This is a genomic window from Hymenobacter cavernae (assembly GCF_014641455.1).
GTDB lineage: Bacteria > Bacteroidota > Bacteroidia > Cytophagales > Hymenobacteraceae > Hymenobacter > Hymenobacter cavernae.
Genome location: NZ_BMHT01000003.1, coordinates 619,014 through 637,251, shown reverse-complemented (window position 1 = coordinate 637,251; position 18,238 = coordinate 619,014). Strand labels below are relative to the sequence as shown.

Below are 18,238 nucleotides of genomic sequence, written 5' to 3'. Positions count from 1 at the left end.
ATGGCGCCCCAACTTCCTGCTTCCGCTGCTCCTTCCTCCCCCGAAACCCGGGGTACGGTGGCGCGGCGTTTTTTGCGCAACTCTCTGAGTTCAGGCATGGCAGTCGGGGCGCGAACAACCGGGGCATTGGTGCTCAACAAGCTCATGGCCGTGTACGGCGGGCCGGGTGCACTCACGCTACTGGCTCATTTTCAGAACTTACTGGCGATGTTCACTGCGCTGCCGGCCGAGGGCGTGCACGTGGGCGTCGTGAAATACCTGGCGCCGTTGCGGTCCAGCTCCGGGCGCTATCAGGCGTGGCTGGGCGCGGGCATTGTGCTGAACCTAGGTGCGCTGCTGCTTGGGTTTGGGGCGCTGCTGGGCGCTCCTAAGCTGCTGCTCGGGGCGTTCGACGCCTCGCTGATTTGGATGGCGCTTTTTGTAGTCGGCATGATCCTGCTGATTGCGCAAGCCTTCCTGACGGCCGTGTTGCTAGCCGCCGGGCAGTTGCAAGCGTACGTGCGGCTCACGGTAGCCCTAAGCGGATTGGGGGTGGGTGCGGCGGCCGTGATGCTGGTAAGCGGCAGAGGCGCCGAGCAGGCGCTGGTGGCGTATTTGCTGGGGCAAGGCCTGGTGGCGCTGCCCGCTTTCTGGATGGCGCAATGGCACGGGCTGTTACCTAGGTTGCATGGGAAAATCAGCCGAACGGCCGTGCGTCAGCTCGGGCAGTTTCTGCTGATGGCGGTGAGCGTATTGCTGTTCAGCTACGCCGTCAATTTTGAGTTGCGCAGCGTGCTCATCCGGCGCTTCCCCATTGCTCAAGTTGACTTGTGGCAAGCCGTCGCCAAGCTCTCCGACAACTACACAATGGTGTTTTCTGCCCTGATGAGCAGCGTGTACTACCCGCGGCTAGCCGCCCTGATCGGCCGCCCCGACGTATTGCGGACGTATGTGCGCACACTCGTACTACTTGTGGCCGTGCTGGCGGCACTAGGGCTAGGATTCCTGTTCTTGCTGCGCAAATGGCTGCTGGTCTTGCTGTTTGATGCGCATTTTGCGGCTGCCCGCGACCTGCTGTGGCCCCAGCTACTCGGCGACTGGGCGAAGTTCCTGACCTGGATGCTCCTGTTTCTGCTCATGGCACAGGCGCGGGTGGGGCGCTACGTAGCCGTGCAGGCCGTGTCGGCGGCGATGTATGCGGGGCTGCTGGCGGTGTTGCTGCCGCGCTACGGACTGCTAGGTGCGCCGCTGGCGCATGCGGCACGGTTTGGCCTGTTGTTGCTCGGGTGCAGTGTTTATTTCCGAAACTACCTACGGCGTTGAAGATAGAAGACGAGCATGCTGCCTCCACTCGCCCCGCTGCTGAGGCCCTGCCACTGGTCACGATTGTGGCGTTGTGCTACAATCACGCCCAGTTTCTGGCCGAAGCGCTGGATTCCATTCTAGTCCAAACGTATCCAAACCTGGAAGTTATCCTGGTTGATGATGCCAGCACCGACGCTAGCCCCGCTATTCTGGAGCGCTATGCCGCGGCTAACCCGACGTGGCAGCTGCTGCTTTTGCCCCAGAACCTAGGCAACTGCGCCGCCTTCAACCGGGCATATCGTCAGTCGCAGGGCGGGTTTCTGATTGACTTTGCCACTGATGACGTGCTGCTACCCAACCGCATAACGCAGCAAGTGGCCGCCTTTCAGCAGCTTGAGCCTAGCTATGGCGTCGTATATTCAGATGCCGAGCTGATTGATGAGCACTCGCGCTTGGTGCGCCGGCACTACCGCCGTGATGCCCGCGGCCGGCTTCATCCGCAGCCAGCCTCCGGCGACGTCTTCGCCGATGTGCTCAGCCGCTACTTTATCAGTACGCCCACCATGCTCATGCGCCGTGCCACCCTCAACGACCTAGGTGGCTACGACGAAACCCTCGCCTACGAGGACTTTGATTTCTGGGTGCGGGCGGCGCGCAACTGGCAGTTTCATTTTCTGAATGAGGTCACCACCCGCAAGCGCCTGCACGCGGCTTCTATGTCGCGCCGCGGCTACCGGCCCAACGACCCTTTTCTGGCTTCCACCATCCAGGTTTGTCGCAAAGCCCTGATGCTGTGCCGCACCCCCGCCGAGCGGGCCGCTTTGGCTGTGCGCCTGCGCTGGGAAATGCGGCAGGCAGTCCGCTGGCATAATTTCCCCGAGGCCCGTGAGTTGTACCGGTTACTGCAAAAGACGACGCGCCCACACTTGGTAGATTGGGTATTGAGCCAGTGGGCTAAAGTTGGTGGCTTCGCTAGAGGGTAACTGAGTAGCTGATCAGTTACTCAGTTACTCAACGGAGTACAGCGTCACCTTGCCGTCTTCAGCGACCGTGCGCCTTTGCGGAAAGCGCTGTAGTACATCCTGTTCTGAGTAGCGAATAAGCTTGCGGGTAAGCTCGTCGTTGGTGAGGGTGCTGCGGTTGAGCAGCAGCCAGGCGTGCTGGCCCGAACCTAGGTGCACCGAATCGGCGGCGCTGTAGCGACGGAAGGTAAGCCCCGGTGGCACTTGGTAGCCGTAGTAAAAATCGTAGCTATCGATCAGAAAATCATCTACAAACACCACCCCACGGGCTGGCGCCTGCAAGTGCTGGCGAATGATGCGGTTTTGAGCGAAGTGGGATGATACGCTGGGCTTACGCATAAAATAAACCGGTCGAATTGCCGTGCAGACTGCCACTGCCAACAAAGCCACACTCACGAAAGCTGTCGTGCCGGCTTGTTTCTTCGCTGGTCCAACCCACCAACTCGCGCCAAAGAAGTAAAGGCTCAGGCCGCCGTAAATGAGCGAAACGCTGCTGCGCACCCACACCGCAGCAGCCAGCATGGCTAGGCCCAGGAGCCAGCCACCGCGCCCGGTTTGCACGAAGTTGCGCAGCCCAAACCCGGCGGCCAGACACAGCGGCGGCAGCAAGGGCGTCGTCATGCGCGGCAGTAGCGTGATAGGGTTGTATTGGCTCAGGGAAGTGCTGCCGAGCCAGTAAAACGCCAAGGTCGTAAACGCCAAACCTAGCCAGTAGCCAGCGTCTGAACCCTGATGCTGACGCCGGCCAAAAAGGGCGGCTACGGCTAAGATCAGCACCCCGCCCAGGCCCGTGTCCACAAAAAAGCTAAGTGGTTGCCAGGTGATGCGCGCCACCAAAGCCGCCCGATTGCCTTCCAGATAATTTCCTTCTTTCAGGAAGTCATTGGTCCGCTCGATGAGGTGAATACGGTACAGCGCATCATTAGTATAGAGTTGATAATAAACCAAGTACCCCGCCAGTAAAACCAAGCCTAGGCTCAGCGCCACGCCCCAGAACCGATAATGCCGCTGGTAACGCAAATCGAGCAGTAGCAGGGCGGCGTAGAAAGGAAAGTAATACACAATGGTTTCTTTGCTCAGCAATGCCGCGAAGGTGAGCAGGGCAAAACAGGCACCCCAAACACCCGCAGCCCGTTCCGGTCGTCGCCCGATCAGCAGCGCCGCCGAGCTAGCCAGGCACCAGAACATCAGGATATTATCTGGATAGAGGTAGTTGCTGAGATTGAGTGAGAAGTAATGCAACCCCAGCAGCAGCATGGCCGCCGATGCCACCATCGGCTCGCGCCGCCGGTAGAGCGCCCAGAACAGCCCCACGCAACCTAGGGTGCACAGCAGCGGCCAGAGCGTAGTAGTAATAATGTCGACGCCAAACAGTCGATACAGCAGCGCGACCGGCGCAAAGATCAGCACCCGCTCCCGTAAGGGGTCGTGCAGTAAGCCCTGCGGATCGGGGGCTAGGTGGAAGGTGCCGGTGGCTAATTGATAGGCATAGCGCGAGTAGAAATAATCATCAATAGCATAAAGGCCCTCATGCGTGAGAAAAAAGTAGGCGAGGGTAAACAGGCCGACAAACACCAGCGTGTAGGTGGGCAAGCGGAGCAGAGTGCGGTTCACAGGTGCAAAACAAGCATTTAAAACAGGTTCGCGGGCGTGCGGCCGGCAACACAAACCCGCCGCAGCTCGTGCGCCCGGCCGCAGGCACAACACAAAAAAGGCTCCTGGGAAGGAGCCTTTCACGTTTCAGGACAAATATTAAGGAAGCTACGGCCCTTAACCGTTGGCGGTTGTAGGCGTGCTCCAAGCCTCCGCGCGGCTTGTCGACCGAACCCAATCGGCCATGTTGATGGTGCGGCAGGGAGGAGTCTTGGGGATGCCTTGGCAGGCTGCCACGGCGCGGTGAATGTTCGTAATCAGGCTTGAGTAGTCAGAAGCCGGCCGGATATGACTTAGCTTGTCCTCATGCGGTCCATAATACGTGGCCTTGTAGCGAGCACCCAGCAGGGAGATGCGGATATCAAATTCGCCCTCAAAATCAGTTATCGTATACGTGTGCAATAGTATGTAGCGTAAAGTGAGACGAAGTTGGACAAATATAATAGGGTGTGCTGCGGTTGTTATGTAACTATCTGATGATAAATTTGATCTATAGCATAGTAAAAGCTAAACATATAACTATTTTGTTTTAGTCTGCTCTCGATTCTAGTTTAGTCTACTGTTGATGCGTTCTTGTTTTTTTGCAGCAACTGAGGCTAGGCAAGTATTGTGCCTGCTAGCGGAAAAGGGCAGATTTAGCGGATTTTTGGCCTTTGAATATGCTATATAAAACTTAGATTTGATTACCTTTTAGTGGCTAAATCCTATTTGCTGTATCCTGATTACCGCAACTTTACTTGTCCCTTACCAATGGCAGGTATTTTTATATCCTAAAATTTGTATTTAGCTGTTGTATAATACTGTACCGGCTCCCGGAATCACACTTGTGGGCTAGCTCAGCACTGCCATAAGTGGCCATTCGGAATGGCTCGGCTTGGTTCAGCTGCTCACTGTGACCCTATTGTTCTCGCACTAGTAAAATCTTGCTTTCTGTGTAAAATTGAGCGTCGTATTCTACCCGGCACTTTTCCGCTCAGCTTCTGACACGCGCTACTTCCTTGAAATCTTCCCGCTTGTTTCGTGTGTTGGTGCTGCCGGGCTTGCTGCTGCTGGCCACGGGGCTAGGGCTAGGTTGCTACTACGAAACCAACGACGACCTCGCCATCACTCAATTGCTGTGCGGCGCCTCGGCGGCAGCGCCCGTCACGGATCTGCACCTGTACTTTCACGGCCTAGCTAGGGTGCTAGCGACGCTCTACCAGGTTGCGCCGATGTGGCCCTGGTACGGGTTGCTGCTCTACGGCCTGCTTTATGTGGCTACCGTCAGCGCCTTTACCATACTTGATAAGCTGCTGCATGAGCGCGTGCCCGCTGCCGGGCTGAACCTAGGTCTGGTAGTGTTTTTTACGCTGACTTGGTTGGAGCATAGCTTGTGGTTCAACTACGTGCGGGTACCTATCCTGCTGAGTGGCATGGGGCTGCTGCTAGCCGCTCAGCACGCACGCCGGAAACAGGTGGTTGGCTTAGGTTTGCTAATGGCCGCGCTGGCCTGGGCAGTGCGCCCCAGCGCGGCGGCGCTCGGGCTGTTGGCCGCGGCGCCCGGTGCCTGGTGGCTGGGAGGAAAGCCTGCGCTGCGAGTTCTGGCTGCGGCAAGCGCAACGATAGTACTGGCTAGCCTAGGATTGCTGCTAACCAGCTCGCCGGAAGCAGCCGCGTATCGCACGCTCGATGTGCTCAAATCCAACCGTAACGATTACCAGCTTTACCGCACCGCGCCCCATACCGCAGTCGACAGCCTAGGTTTGCAGGCCGTCGACCACTGGCTGCTGGGCGATTCGGTGCTGGTGAACGACGCCTTGTTCCAGCGCGCCGCCCAGTTCGATGTCGGTTACTTTTTGCAGCGGGAGGCGTTTGGGAAGCTTTGCACAACGCTAAGCCTGCTGACGCGTGACTACTTCCCGCTGCTGCTCGGGCAGCTAGCACTTTTCTGGCTGGTGCGGCGCCGACCTGGGCAGCGGTTGTTTTGGCTGGTACAGCTGGCGTATGGGCTGTTGGTGCTCGGTCTAGGTGTTTGGCTGAAGCTGCCGCCGCGTCTGGGGCTGCCGCTCATGAACCTTTGGCTGCTGAGTAACCTAGCTTACGTGCTGACCACTCCCTTCCTAAAAGTGCCTCCTTACGGGTGGCGAATGCTAGGTTTAGGTGTGGTGCTACTGCTGGCCTTATACAGCTACAAAACGCTGCACCGCGTCCAAATCCTGCGGCGCGAGCAAGCCGCGCACGAAGCGTACCTAGGGGAGGTGCAGCGCTTCGCTGCCGGTCGCCTCATCGTGACGGCCAACTTAGAGGTGGCGTACAAAAGTCTCTCGCCGTTTAAAGTTTACAACGTCAGCCGTCGCCCGACGCTCAGCCTCACCGGCTGGCCCACGCTCGATCCTTCGAATGCGGTGCTGCGCCAGCAGCTCACCGGCACTCGCGACCTGCCCCTCGCTTTGCAGTGCCTAGCTTCGCAGCCCGATGTAGTATGGCTGCTTACGCCCCCGATGGCTCGCTTCCTGACGAGTTACTTGGCAGCTACAACCTCGGCAGCTAACCTAAGTTGGCGGCTTCAGGTCGGCGAGCCGCTTAGCGCTGATACCCTGCTGCCCAGGCCGTACCAAATAGATGTAGAACCGATGAAATAAATCGAAAGGCCAAAATTTTATTAAGTCCAAGGGCAACCTATTTCGCGTATCCCTGAAAGTAGGTGCCGTACCTTTGATCTCCCTTTTTCACCAGAATCTTCTCCCGTCGCCATGCTTTCCACCGCTCTTGCCTCCCGTGCCGAGGTGCTCGTATCGCTCGAATCCTTTATTCGAGAGAACATGGACTCCTTTCTGAAAAAAGTTGAAGACAACTGGCAACCGTCTGATTTTTTGCCTGATTCGCGGCTTGATACGGATGTTTTCTTCAATGAAGTAAAGCTGCTGCGCGAGCGGGCCCAAGGGCTGAGCTACGACTTGCTGGCCGTCCTCATCGGCGATACCATCACCGAGGAAGCGCTGCCCAACTACGAATCGTGGTTTCACGACCTCGAAAACCTTGACCGCGATGACCACACCAACGGCTGGGGGCAGTGGATTCGGGGCTGGACGGCGGAAGAAAACCGCCACGGCGACCTGCTCAACCGCTACCTCTACCTGACTGGCCGCGTGAACATGCGCGAGTTTGAGAACAGCACCCAGTACCTCATTGCCGACGGCTTCGACCTAGGTACCGGCCGCGACCCATACCGCTCCTTCGTGTACACCAGCTACCAGGAAGCGGCTACCAACATTTCGCACCGCCGCGTGGGCACGCTAGCCCGCAAAGCCGGCGACGCGCAGCTTTCTAAGATTTGCGGCATGATTGCCGGCGACGAAGCCCGCCACGCCCGCGTGTACAAGACCTTCGTCGACAAGATTTTCGAGCTAGACCCATCGGAAATGATGCTGGCCTTCGAAGACATGATGCGCAAGAAGATTGTGATGCCGGCTCACTACATGCGAGAGCTAGGAGTGGAAATGGGCAAGACCTTCGGCCACTTCACCGATGCTGCCCAGCGCCTCGGCGTGTACACCAGCCAGGACTACACCGACATCCTCGAAGACCTGATTCGGGACTGGAAAGTGGAGCAAATCACAGGCCTGAACGAAGCCGCCGAAAAAGCCCGCGACTACATCGTGGCGCTGCCTAATCGTCTGCGCCGCGTCGCCGACCGCATGCCGGTGCCGAAGCTGGAGTACAAGTTCAAATGGATTGACTAAAAAGCTAGGTCTGAAATTCAGATCAGATAAAAAGAACGTCATGCTGAGCTTGCCGAAGCATCTTGCGTGTAGTAGTAACTCCAATCATTAGGGAATACTATTACACGCGAGATACTTCGGCAAACTCAGCATGACGTTCTACTTTTCGGCGGAGGCCTTTACTTCTTCGCCTGGTCGGCAAAAGAAACCTGCTGAAAAGCCACGCCCGTTTCGGGGAGCTTGTAGCGCACCGTGCGCGTACCGCCGCTAGGGCAGCAATTCGGGTCGGCGGGCTTGTAGAGGGGAAAGGAGCGGAGCAGCTCCTGGCCTTGTACTTTGAACACGTCTTGACCCTGGTAACCCTCGGCGGCAGCGCCGGTCAGATCGGGTAGGGTAAGCGCCCGGCGGCCTTGGTCTAGAAAGCTATAGCCAACAACCTGGCCGTAGGAGCCGCTGCCCGCATCGGAAACGAACACCAGCAGCTCCGGAAACTTGTCGTTGTTGAGGTTGGTAGCCACTACGTTGGTCACGGTGCCGTTGAGGGCCTGCGTGTTGGTAGTCAGGTCGCGGCCGTTTTTTTCGGCGCTGAGCGTGAGCTGGCGTTGGCTGCCTTCGCCTTTTGTTTCTACCACAAAGCGATGGTCGCCCTCGGTCACTTCCTTGTGGTAGCTGACAGCCGTAGCCGAAACACGCGGAGGTGTAGCAGTCGGCGCTTCGGTGGCAGTGCTGCTGCGTAAGGAGTTAGTCGGGTCGGCAGTTTCGGTAACGGAACGTTGCGTGTCGCACGCCGAAAGGCTAGCTAGCGCAAGTAGAACAGCGGCAGAAAATAGGTGCGGAGCAGGTGATTTCATAGCGAGGAAGGCAATAGAGAACCTAGGTCGGCGCAACGGCCAACAGCAGCACTAACGCCCCACAGCGCTTGAGGTTACACCTGCCGTAGCGCATCCGTAGCGCGAAGCCTGCGCTTCGCGTATCATTGCACGATCCATCGCTGGCGCAATCCTAGGTGCGAGTCGTTCAACGATATGCGAAGCAGAGCTTCGCGCTACAAGCTAGCTTTAGGGTACAATCTGCACGCCTTTCCAAAAGGCCACGCGCCCTTCGATGTGCTTGGCGGCCTCCTTGGTTTCGGGATAATACCAGGCCGCATCCTTGTTCAGCTCGCCGTTCACGCGCAGGGAGTAGTAGCTGGCGCGGCCCTTCCAAGGGCAGCTGGTGTGGGCAATGCTGTCCTCGTAATATTCGCGCTTAATAGAGTCGGTCGGGAAATAATGATTATTTTCGACTACGATGGTGTCGTTGCTATCAGCTACGACGGTGTTGTTCCAGATTGCTTTCATAGTGGGTTTGGGTTTGTGGGTGTTCGTTTTTGGCTTTCCAGAACGTCATTCCGACGCTAGGAGGAATCACGCGTGCTGATGTTGCAAGGGTATATCCCTGCCGGATTGAGGTTGCCATTGCAGGCGAGATGCTTCGCTGCGCTCCGCATGACGTTCTAACCTCGGTGCAGCGACAAACCAAAAACCAGTACCGATAAACCAACTTCACTCCTCCGTTGTTCTCCTAGCCTAATCCCCGTCTTATGTCTGCTGGCTTTCGTTTCCGAGATTTTGTGCCTGAGGAATCGCCTGAGAAAGGCTTTGACTCTCTTTTTAAACTATTTATGCAACTGGTCACCATCACGTCGGGCGACGTGGCGGAGGCGCTGTCCTGGCTCTCTCAGCTCGATAAACAATATGGTCTTACCGACGACAATTACGGTATGGGCAACTTTATCGACGACCTGAAAAAGAAAGGCTTCATCGACGAAGACCCGCAGAAAAAGGGTTCCTTCCAGATTACGGCCAAGAGCGAGCAGAACATCCGCAAGAGCGCGCTGGAGGAAATCTTCGGTAAGCTCAAAAAGAGCAACACCGGCAACCACCGCACGCCGCACACCGGCCAGGGCGATGAGATGAGCACCGACATGCGCGAGTTCCGCTTCGGTGATTCGCTGGATCAGATTTCAATGACCGAGTCGATTCGTAACGCCCAGCTCAACCACGGCCTCACCGACGACTTTATGCTGGCGGAAGGCGACCTGGAAGTGCGCGAAAACGAGCACAAGTCGCAGACCAGCACGGTCTTGATGATTGACATCTCGCACTCAATGATTCTGTACGGCGAGGACCGCATCACGCCCGCCAAAAAGGTAGCTATGGCCCTGGCCGAGCTGGTAAAGCAGAAATACCCCAAAGACTTCCTCGACGTGATTGTGTTCGGCAACGACGCCTGGGAAATCAAGGTGAAAGATCTGCCGTACCTGGAAGTAGGCCCGTATCACACCAACACGGTGGCCGGCCTGGAGCTAGCCTTGGATCTGCTGCGCAAGCGCAAAACGCCGAACAAGCAGATCTTTATGATCACTGACGGCAAGCCAACCTGCCTCAAGGAAGGCAACGGCTACTACAAAAACAGCTTCGGCCTCGACCGGAAAGTGGTGAACAAGACGCTGAACCTAGCTGCCTCAGCCCGCCGCCTGAAAGTGCCCATTACCACCTTCATGATTGCTTCCGATCCTTATCTGAAGCAGTTCGTGGAGGAGTTTACGGAGGTAAACCAGGGCAAAGCGTACTACAGCAGTCTGCAAGGCCTAGGTCACCTGATCTTCGAGGATTACAAGAAGAACCGCCGCAAGAGTTTGTAAGAACAACCCGCACTGTCATCCTGCCGAAGATTCCGCGCATCAAGCGGCGTGACCTCCCTGTTATAAGCACCAAGCCTTATTTTAAACCCAAAAGCTCCTAACTAACCTTATCGGGTAGTTAGGAGCTTTTGGTGTATAGGAAAGTTTGTGGCTTAGGCGAGGAAGGTCACGCCGCTTGATGCGCGGAATCTTCGGCAGGATGACAGACGTTTTAACCCAGCTTACTTCGCGGCCACGGCGCCTTTATCCTCCGGCGTAGCATTTTTGATTTTGGGGATGCTTTGCAGATAGGCGTAAATAGCCGCCGCGTCCTCGTCGCTCATGGTGGAGTACTTCGGCATGGGCGCGCTCAGCGGGCCATTGGGCGACATACCAAACTTCACCGCTTGCTGAAACTGGCCAGCCGTCCAGTCGCCGATGCCGGTTTCCGGGTCGCCGGTGATGTTGCGCGACACGATGTCTCTGCCCTGCTCATTGAGCAGGTGGTTGCCGCCACCTAGGTAGCCTTCCGACTTTTCTGGCTCCAGGGCGTTGTTGGTTTTGAAATCCTTGGAATGGCACTCGTAGCACTGGTAGCGGCCCACGATAAGGTAGCGGCCGTACGCAAGCTGGTCCGTGGGGGCAGGCGCTACCACAGGCTGTGCCGGCATGGGCGTCGGCTTCATTACGGTGTTTACCAGGGTTTTAACAAGCAGGCTAGGTTCCTGCGCGGGAGTGGTCGTTGGGTCGGCTTGCACCCATTGATGGTCGGAGCGCAGGAAGGCCACAATGCTGTTCACATCCTCATCCGACATATGCACGAAGTGCGGCATAATGATGCGGTAGCGCCCATCGCGCCCGATGCCCGTGCGTAGCAATGCAATGACTTCCCCATCAGTCCAGTTGCCGATGCCGTGGTCCTTGTCTTGCGTAATATTCGCGGAGTAGAGCTTGCCGAACTCCTGGGGTACGTCCAGCATCTGGTGACCCGAAAGGGTGTTGGTCTGCTTATTCATATGGCAGTCGACGCAGCTAGCCAGCACCAAGGAACGTCCCATCGCTAGGCGCTCCGGCGTAGCAGCTACGGCGGTAGTAGGCGTGGGAGGCTTGTCGTAAGTCGGGATGCCGCGCGCCTGTACCCACACAATAAATCCTACGACGGCCAGCACTACTACACCTAGCACGCCACCCAGTATTTTAAAGAATTTTTTCATGTAGTATTGGGGTAAGGTTAAGAGCCACAATACTATAGGTTCTGCATGCGTGCCCCAAACCTAGGGCATCACATATATATGTGAGTGGCAGCGATTAGTGAGTGAATAACAAATGCCGCGTTTTTCACCGGCTGCCATTATTGCCTTCGAACCAATGGTGGGGTTAGGCAGTTATATGACTTAGTTGTCTGCTCCTCCGATCTTTTGCCCATCTATCACTCCGGCAGACATACTTTTCCCTCTTTATGATCTCAACCAACATCCGTACCCTAGGCGAACTGAAAAAGTCCGGCTATCAGCCTCGCTCAGTGAAGCAGGAATTGCGCGATAATCTGATTGCCAAGCTCCAAAGCAAAGAAGAAGTGTTTCCGGGCATCTACGGCTACGAGGAAACGGTTATTCCTGACTTGCAGCGCGCTATTCTGAGTATGCACCACATCAACCTGCTAGGTTTGCGTGGTCAGGCCAAAACGCGTATTGCTCGTCTGATGGTAGACCTGCTCGACGAATATATTCCGGTGGTGGAAGGCTCGGAGTTGAACGACGACCCGTTGCAACCACTGTCGATTTATGCTAAAAATCTGATTGCCGAGAAAGGCGACGCAACTCCGGTGTCTTGGCTGCACCGCTCGGACCGCTACACGGAAAAGCTAGCTACGCCCGACGTATCAGTAGCTGACCTTATCGGCGACGCTGACCCCATTAAAGCGGCCACGCTGAAGCTGCCGTATTCGGATGAGCGCGTGATTCACTTCGGCCTGATACCTAGGTCCCACCGTGGCATTTTCGTTATTAACGAGTTGCCCGACTTGCAGGCACGCATTCAGGTGTCGCTGTTCAACATCTTGCAGGAAGGCGACATTCAGATTCGCGGCTTCAAGGTGCGTTTGCCGCTGGATATCCAGTTTGTGTTCACCGCTAACCCCGAGGACTACACCAACCGCGGCTCCATCGTGACGCCGCTCAAGGATCGTATCGATTCCCAGATCATCACGCACTACCCCAAGTCCATCGAGATTGGAAAGCGCATCACCAAGCAGGAAGCTCGCATCAAAGAGGAACAGAAAGGCATGGTGACCACCAACGAAATCGTGAGCGACTTGGTGGAGCAGGTGGCCGTAGAAGCCCGCGGCTCCGAGTTCGTGGATGCGAAAAGTGGTGTATCGGCTCGTCTGACCATTGCCGCCTACGAAAGCCTGATCAGTGCGGCCGAGCGTCGCGCTTTGATCAACGGCGAGAAGAAAACCTACATCCGCGTAGCCGACTACCTAGCTGCCGTGCCGGCCCTCACGGGTAAGGTGGAACTGGTGTACGAAGGCGAGCAGGAGGGAGCCGGCATTGTGGCCGAGAAGCTCATGGGCAAAGCCATCCGCACGCTGTTCCTGAACTACTTCCCCGACCCCGATAAGCAGAAGAAAAAGAAGAACATTCCGAACCCCTACAAAGAGGTGCAGGATTGGTTCGGCACCGGCAACACCGTCGACGTGCTCAATGATGGTTCCGACAAGGATTACCAAAAGGCGCTCGATCAAGTGCCCGGTCTGCGCAACATCGTCACGTTCCTGCACCCCAACGAGGACAAGGAAACGACCTACTTCCTGATGGAGTTCTGTCTGCACGGCCTGGCCGAGCACAGCCTCATCTCGCGCAACCGCGTCACGGCTGGCACCCAGTTCAAGGACCTGCTCAGCTCGATGTTCACCATGCCTAGCTTCGGCGGCGATGATGACGACGAGGACGAGGACGAAAAGCCCCGCGGCCGTCGTCGGTAAGTCTGACTTAGTAGCTACTGTAGTAGGAATACCAAAAAAAGCCGCTCCTGATTCCAGGAGCGGCTTTTTTGTTGATAGCGGAAGAGCAACCTAGGTTATCCTTCGTTTACCACGATCTTCTCAATCTCGTCGTTCTGGCGAATCTGGTCAATCACCTCTTCGCCTTCTATCACGCGGCCGAACACGGTGTGTACCCGGTCGAGGTGGGCGGTGTTCTGGCGGTTATGCACGATGAAGAACTGCGAGCCACCGGTGTCTTTGCCGGCGTGGGCCATGCTAATCACGCCACGGTCGTGGTACTGGTTGCCGCCGGAGGTTTCGCACTTGATTTTGTAGCCTGGGCCACCTGTGCCGGGCATACCTTTCGCGCCGGGCTTCGTGTTCGGGTCGCCGCCCTGAATCATGAAGTTTGGGATGACGCGGTGAAACCTGGTGCCGTCGTAGAAGCCGCTTTTGGCCAGGTCGGTGAAGTTCTTAACGGTGTTCGGAGCGTCTTCTTCGAAGAACTCCAGCTTCATAACGCCTTTGCTGGTGTGAATTTCAGCAGTTTTCATGTCTGGAAAGTTGTAGGTGGGGAAATGGTGCTTCCGCCGCTAAAAGGGCGAAAGTGGGGCAAAGGTAACTATTTCACTCTGGGAGCGGCATCCACCAGCCCGGCGGGTGCGTAGGTTGCGGCAGGAGCAACGGCGGCGTATTTTCGCCTTTTCTTATCCGACTCATTTATTCATTTCGATTGCTCAACTTATACATGAAAAAGACGTTCCGAACGACTTCATTTTTCCTGCTCAGCACGACGCTCCTGGCCGCTGGCCTCGCCGGGTGTGGCAACGACAACAGCAAAGGTGCTGATGTCACGACCGAGGCACCTAGCTCCGGCATGACCGTCGCAGACTCGGCCAACATGCCCACCGACTCCGCCCGCATGGGCAAAGCCGACGGCGTGATGGTCGATGGCGTAGCCATGACCCCCGACCGCAGCATCGTGCAGAACGCCGTGCAGGCCACAGGTATGCGGACGCTGGTGCAAGCCGTGCAGGCTGCCGGCCTCGACGGCACGTTAAGCGGCCCCGGCCCGTACACCGTGTTTGCGCCCTCCAACGCGGCCTTTGATAAACTCCCCAAAGGCGCAATGGCCGGCCTGATGAAACCCGAAAGCAAAGACAAGCTCGCAGGCTTACTCAAGTACCACGTCATTGCCAGCCGTCTGCTCGCCGCCGACCTGCGCGACGGCCAGGAGCTAACCACGATGAACGGCGAGAAAATCAAAATCTCGGTGAAAGATGGTAAGGTGATGATCAACAACGCCACCGTCACGACGCCTGATGTAGTTTCAAACAACGGCGTAACGCACATCATCGACACGGTACTCATGCCGCCCGCCGAGACGGAGTAACCTAGGTTTCGTGCTTATCTTTTCTTGTCTGTCATCCTGAGGAACGAAGGACCTCCCTTGCCTAAACCCCAACTATCCTAAAAGCACCAAACCCTTGATTAACCTAGGTGGTTGATCAAGGGCTTTTGGTTGAAAAAGAACTTGTCGGTAAATAGAGGGAGGTCCTTCCTTCGTCAGGATGACAGAAGAGGAGTATCCATTAATGCCGGTTGTCCTCATTATTGAGCATACTCAGGTAGCTGTCGTAGCGGGGGAGGGCAATTTTGCCTTTCTCCACGGCTTCGCGGACGGCGCAGCCCGGCTCGTGCACGTGGGTGCAATTGTGGTAGCGGCATTGGTTGAGCAACGCTCGCATTTCTGGGAAGAAGTGCGCTAGCTGCGCCGGCGGAATATCTACCAAACCTAGCTCCTTAATACCTGGCGTATCAATTAAATACGTGCCGGGTCGTACTTCCAGCATTTCGGCGAAGGTGGTGGTGTGCACGCCCTTATCGGAGAACTCACTGATTTCGGCGGTTTTCAGATCCAGGTCCGGGACCAGCGCATTGATAAGCGTGCTTTTGCCCACGCCCGAATGACCGGAAAGCAGCGTGAGTTTGCCATCCAGCAGCGCATCAATCTCAGCGACGCCCTCGCCGGTGCGGGCTGCGGTGAGCAGGCTAGGGTAGCCCGTGCGCTTGTACATCTTCTGAATCTGCTGCTGATACTCAGCTAGTTCTTCGTCGTAGAGGTCGGCTTTGTTGAAGATAATCGTGACCGGAATGCTGTACGCCTCCGCCGTCACCAGGAATCGGTCGATAAACCCGAACGACGTGGCCGGCGACACCAGCGTGACCACCAGCAAGGCTTGGTCGAGGTTGGCCGCTACGATGTGGGCGTGCTCCGTTTTGTGCACCGAGCGACGAATGATGTAGTTGCGGCGCGGCTCGATGTGATGAATCACGCCCGCGCCTTCCGTCTGCTCTTCCACCGTGAACTCCACCTGGTCGCCCACGGCCAGCGGGTTGCTCACCTTCAGGCCCTTGTTCTTGAATTTGCCCCGCAGCCGGCAGCGGTGCAGCTGCCCCGTACCTAGGTCGCGCACCAAATACCACGAGCCCGTTGATTTAACGACAATACCGGTCATAGAGTAATTGAGTAGCTGAGCACCTGAGTAAATGGAAGAGAGGCTAACAAGGGGGTAATACTAAAGGATTGTTCAAGGAAAATTACTCAGCTACTCAATTACTTAGTTGCTCTTTAGGCAAAGCTGCCATGATTTTGGCCGTGGCGCCGGCGTGGTCGAGCACGTAGTTGCGGTTGGTGCTGCTGGCGGCTTGGCGTAGTTGCTCGTCTTGTAGCCACGCCCGCAGAACACTTTCCAGGTGCGCACTGGTTTCTACCGTTTTTGCACCACCTAGGGCAACTAAGTCGTTGGCTTCCTGAAACTTTGCGTAACGTGGCCCAAAGGCCAGAGGCAGCCCAAACACGGCTGCTTCCAACGTGTTGTGTAAGCCTTTTCCGAAAGCACCGCCCACATAACCTATTGACCCATAGCGGTACAGCTCGCGCAGCAAGCCAATGGAATCAATAACCAGAATGCTAGCTTGTGCTACCGTCGCAGGCTGCGCAGCGGAGTAGCGCACGGCCTGCCCCGGCACGATGGCTTCGAGCTGCCGTAAGCCCGATTCGTGCAGCTCGTGCGGCGCTACGATAACGCGCAGCTTAATATTATCCGCCATCATGTGCCGCAAGGGAGGAGCTAGTACCGAAATATCTTCCGGCCAGCTGCTGCCCACCACCAGCACCGGGGCCTTGTCGGCCACAAAAGCTTCCAGCAGCGGCAGCGACCTAGGTAGCATGGCGGCCGTACTCACCACCGTATCAAACCGCGTGTCGCCGGCTACGCTTACCTGCCTGATGTCAATGCCGCGCAACAGCTCCGCGGAGGTTTCATTCTGAGTGAAAATATGCGTGAAGCTGCCGAGAATACGCCGGAACAAACCGCCCCAGGGCTTGAAAAAAGCTTGATCGGACCGGAAAATAGCTGAGACGCAGATCGTCGGGACGTGGCGGCGGTGCAGCTCGGAGAGGAAGTGGTACCAGAACTCGTACTTCACAAAGACCGCTAACCTAGGTTTTACCACGTCCAGAAAGCGACGCGCGTTGGCCGCCGTGTCGAGCGGCAGGTAAAATATGTAGTGCGCGCCAGGCCAGTTCTTGCGCACGCTGTAGCCCGAGGGGGAAAAGAACGTCAGCACAATTTTGTAGTGCGGGTACTGCTGTGCAAACGCCTCTATGAGCGGCCGGCCCTGCTCAAACTCGCCCAATGAGGCGCAGTGAAACCAGGCCAGCGGCGCCGTCTCAGCGCGTAGCGTTGCCTGAATATGCACCAGCAAACCGCGCCGACCGGCTACCCACTGAGCTGCTTTGGGGTTAAAGGGCGCTACTACTTGCAGCAGCAAGGCATACAAACGGAGCGCAATGTTGTAAAGCAATAACAAGGATGAAACGCCGAAAGCGTAGTAGTTGAGAGTACAAAAGTACGCGTTTGCCGGCCTTCCAAACGAGAAGAAGCCTCAACGCCGGGCGCTGAGGCTTCTCTGAGAAGCTAGAAAGCTAGCTTTTGCGCATTATTTCAAAGCACCCTGGCTGGTTGATTCGTGCCAATCGGCGGGGCAGGCCTCGCCGTTCGTCTCGAAAAATTGCAGCGCCGCCACTATACGCAACGCCTCATCGATGCTGCGGCCTAGGGGGCGGTCGTTCACAAGCTGATGGCGCACAATGCCATCTTTATCAATGAGAAACAAGCCCCGATACGCCACCGGCGAGCCCACAAACACCATTTCGCCCGCGTCGTTGTAGTCGTAGTGACCACCCAGTACATCGTAGTTGGCCGAAATGGTTTTGGTTGCGTCGGCTACCAGCGGGTACGTGACGCCCGCGACGCCACCCTGGTTGCGCGGTATCTGCTGCCAGGCCAAGTGGGCGCTGTGCGAATCGGTGGAGCAGCCGACTACAGCCACGCTTTTAGCGTCAAATTCAGCCAGTCGGTCCTGAAAAGCAAGCACTTCCGTAGGGCAAACCGCCGAAAAGTCGGAAGGATAAAAGTAGAAAAGCACGTGCTTCTTACCCAGGTAGCGGTCGAGCGAAAATTCATCTTCAATCTGACCGTCAATAACGGCTTTTGCGCGGAAGGATGGAGCACGTTTACCAACGAGAACGGCCATAAGAGTCAATACGGTTTGGTGAGGGAAATGCTGGCTGGCGTACGCAGCCTGGAGGCTAGCTTGTGGACAGCTGATAGCCGCCTCTAGCCCAGGTGAGTACGCGCTAGTTATAGAAGCAGAAAACGTTGCTCCAATTCTAGTAGCCTTATACCACGGATAAAGCAAAACAGTTGGCTGCCAGCTCTTCTACAGCTTTGTTCCCCCAAAGGAAACAGGCGAGCCTTGCGCTACCTAGGTTGATAAACCGCCGCGCAGTTGCTGATCCTGTTGCTTTGTTTTTACACCTATATAGTCATGTACTTTGACTTTCCGGGTAAAATCTCTT

Annotated in this window: 16 protein-coding genes; 7 read left to right on the top strand and 9 right to left on the bottom strand. The window is 56.6% G+C overall.

Translation table 11 applies throughout. The features are described 5' to 3' along the window. Both IEX74_RS10945 and IEX74_RS10940 read left to right on the top strand, forming a co-directional pair. A complete protein-coding gene (locus IEX74_RS10945) occupies positions 1–1,302 on the top strand; it encodes an MATE family efflux transporter (protein WP_188813970.1) in 1,302 nt (433 codons plus the stop codon). Further along, positions 1,299–2,267, top strand: a complete 969-nt coding sequence (locus IEX74_RS10940; protein ID WP_188813968.1) for a glycosyltransferase family 2 protein — start codon at positions 1,299–1,301, stop codon at positions 2,265–2,267. Before IEX74_RS10945 ends, IEX74_RS10940 begins: the two co-directional genes overlap by 4 nt. Positions 2,268–2,291: 24 nt before the next feature. On the opposite strand, the gene IEX74_RS10935 is transcribed toward IEX74_RS10940, so the two are convergent. Further along, positions 2,292–3,920: an ArnT family glycosyltransferase gene (locus tag IEX74_RS10935; RefSeq protein ID WP_188813966.1), complete on the bottom strand. Its 1,629-nt coding sequence runs from the start codon at positions 3,918–3,920 to the stop codon at positions 2,292–2,294. A 156-nt stretch (positions 3,921–4,076) separates the two neighbouring features. Further along, the gene (locus IEX74_RS10930) at positions 4,077–4,361 is read right to left on the bottom strand and encodes a hypothetical protein (protein WP_188813964.1); all 285 of its coding nucleotides are present in this window, start codon (positions 4,359–4,361) and stop codon (positions 4,077–4,079) included. 596 nt (positions 4,362–4,957) lie between these two features. Here IEX74_RS10930 and IEX74_RS10925 point away from each other — a divergent pair. Together IEX74_RS10925 and IEX74_RS10920 are read left to right on the top strand one after the other, a co-directional pair. Continuing rightward, the gene (locus IEX74_RS10925) at positions 4,958–6,580 is read left to right on the top strand and encodes a hypothetical protein (protein ID WP_188813962.1); all 1,623 of its coding nucleotides are present in this window, start codon (positions 4,958–4,960) and stop codon (positions 6,578–6,580) included. 111 nt (positions 6,581–6,691) lie between these two features. Continuing rightward, a complete protein-coding gene (locus IEX74_RS10920; protein WP_188813960.1) occupies positions 6,692–7,681 on the top strand; it encodes an acyl-ACP desaturase in 990 nt (329 codons plus the stop codon). Positions 7,682–7,839: 158 nt separating this feature from the next. Here the strand turns inward: IEX74_RS10920 and IEX74_RS10915 are convergent, their stop codons facing one another. Both IEX74_RS10915 and IEX74_RS10910 read right to left on the bottom strand, forming a co-directional pair. Next, the gene (locus IEX74_RS10915) at positions 7,840–8,511 is read right to left on the bottom strand and encodes a PliI family lysozyme inhibitor of I-type lysozyme (RefSeq protein WP_188813957.1); all 672 of its coding nucleotides are present in this window, start codon (positions 8,509–8,511) and stop codon (positions 7,840–7,842) included. Between the two features lie 207 nt (positions 8,512–8,718). After that, on the bottom strand, positions 8,719–9,000 hold the full coding sequence (locus IEX74_RS10910) for a DUF427 domain-containing protein (RefSeq protein ID WP_188813955.1): 282 nt from the start codon (positions 8,998–9,000) through the stop codon (positions 8,719–8,721). 242 nt (positions 9,001–9,242) lie between these two features. On the opposite strand from IEX74_RS10910, the gene IEX74_RS10905 reads away from it, so the two are divergent. Then, entirely contained in the window at positions 9,243–10,346 is a 1,104-nt protein-coding gene (locus IEX74_RS10905) for a vWA domain-containing protein (protein WP_188813952.1), read from the top strand. A gap of 221 nt (positions 10,347–10,567) precedes the next feature. Here IEX74_RS10905 and IEX74_RS10900 read toward each other — a convergent pair whose 3' ends face one another. Next, on the bottom strand, positions 10,568–11,539 hold the full coding sequence (locus IEX74_RS10900) for a c-type cytochrome (RefSeq protein WP_188813950.1): 972 nt from the start codon (positions 11,537–11,539) through the stop codon (positions 10,568–10,570). Positions 11,540–11,784: 245 nt separating this feature from the next. On the opposite strand from IEX74_RS10900, the gene IEX74_RS10895 reads away from it, so the two are divergent. Then, positions 11,785–13,311: a sigma 54-interacting transcriptional regulator gene (locus IEX74_RS10895; RefSeq protein WP_188813948.1), complete on the top strand. Its 1,527-nt coding sequence runs from the start codon at positions 11,785–11,787 to the stop codon at positions 13,309–13,311. 95 nt (positions 13,312–13,406) lie between these two features. On the opposite strand, the gene IEX74_RS10890 is transcribed toward IEX74_RS10895, so the two are convergent. Further along, positions 13,407–13,865: a peptidylprolyl isomerase gene (locus tag IEX74_RS10890; protein ID WP_188813946.1), complete on the bottom strand. Its 459-nt coding sequence runs from the start codon at positions 13,863–13,865 to the stop codon at positions 13,407–13,409. Positions 13,866–14,059: 194 nt separating this feature from the next. Between IEX74_RS10890 and IEX74_RS10885 the strand changes: the two genes are divergently transcribed. Beyond that, entirely contained in the window at positions 14,060–14,704 is a 645-nt protein-coding gene (locus IEX74_RS10885; RefSeq protein WP_188813944.1) for a fasciclin domain-containing protein, read from the top strand. Between the two features lie 199 nt (positions 14,705–14,903). Here the strand turns inward: IEX74_RS10885 and rsgA are convergent, their stop codons facing one another. The 3 genes from rsgA to IEX74_RS10870 form a co-directional block, all read right to left on the bottom strand. Next, complete coding sequence (rsgA, locus tag IEX74_RS10880) at positions 14,904–15,830, bottom strand: ribosome small subunit-dependent GTPase A (RefSeq protein WP_188813942.1); 927 nt, start codon at positions 15,828–15,830, stop codon at positions 14,904–14,906. Positions 15,831–15,924: 94 nt separating this feature from the next. Then, a complete protein-coding gene (locus IEX74_RS10875; protein ID WP_308421121.1) occupies positions 15,925–17,181 on the bottom strand; it encodes a 3-deoxy-D-manno-octulosonic acid transferase in 1,257 nt (418 codons plus the stop codon). Between the two features lie 135 nt (positions 17,182–17,316). Continuing rightward, complete coding sequence (locus tag IEX74_RS10870; protein ID WP_188813938.1) at positions 17,317–17,913, bottom strand: peroxiredoxin; 597 nt, start codon at positions 17,911–17,913, stop codon at positions 17,317–17,319. Positions 17,914–18,238: the final 325 nt, after the last annotated feature.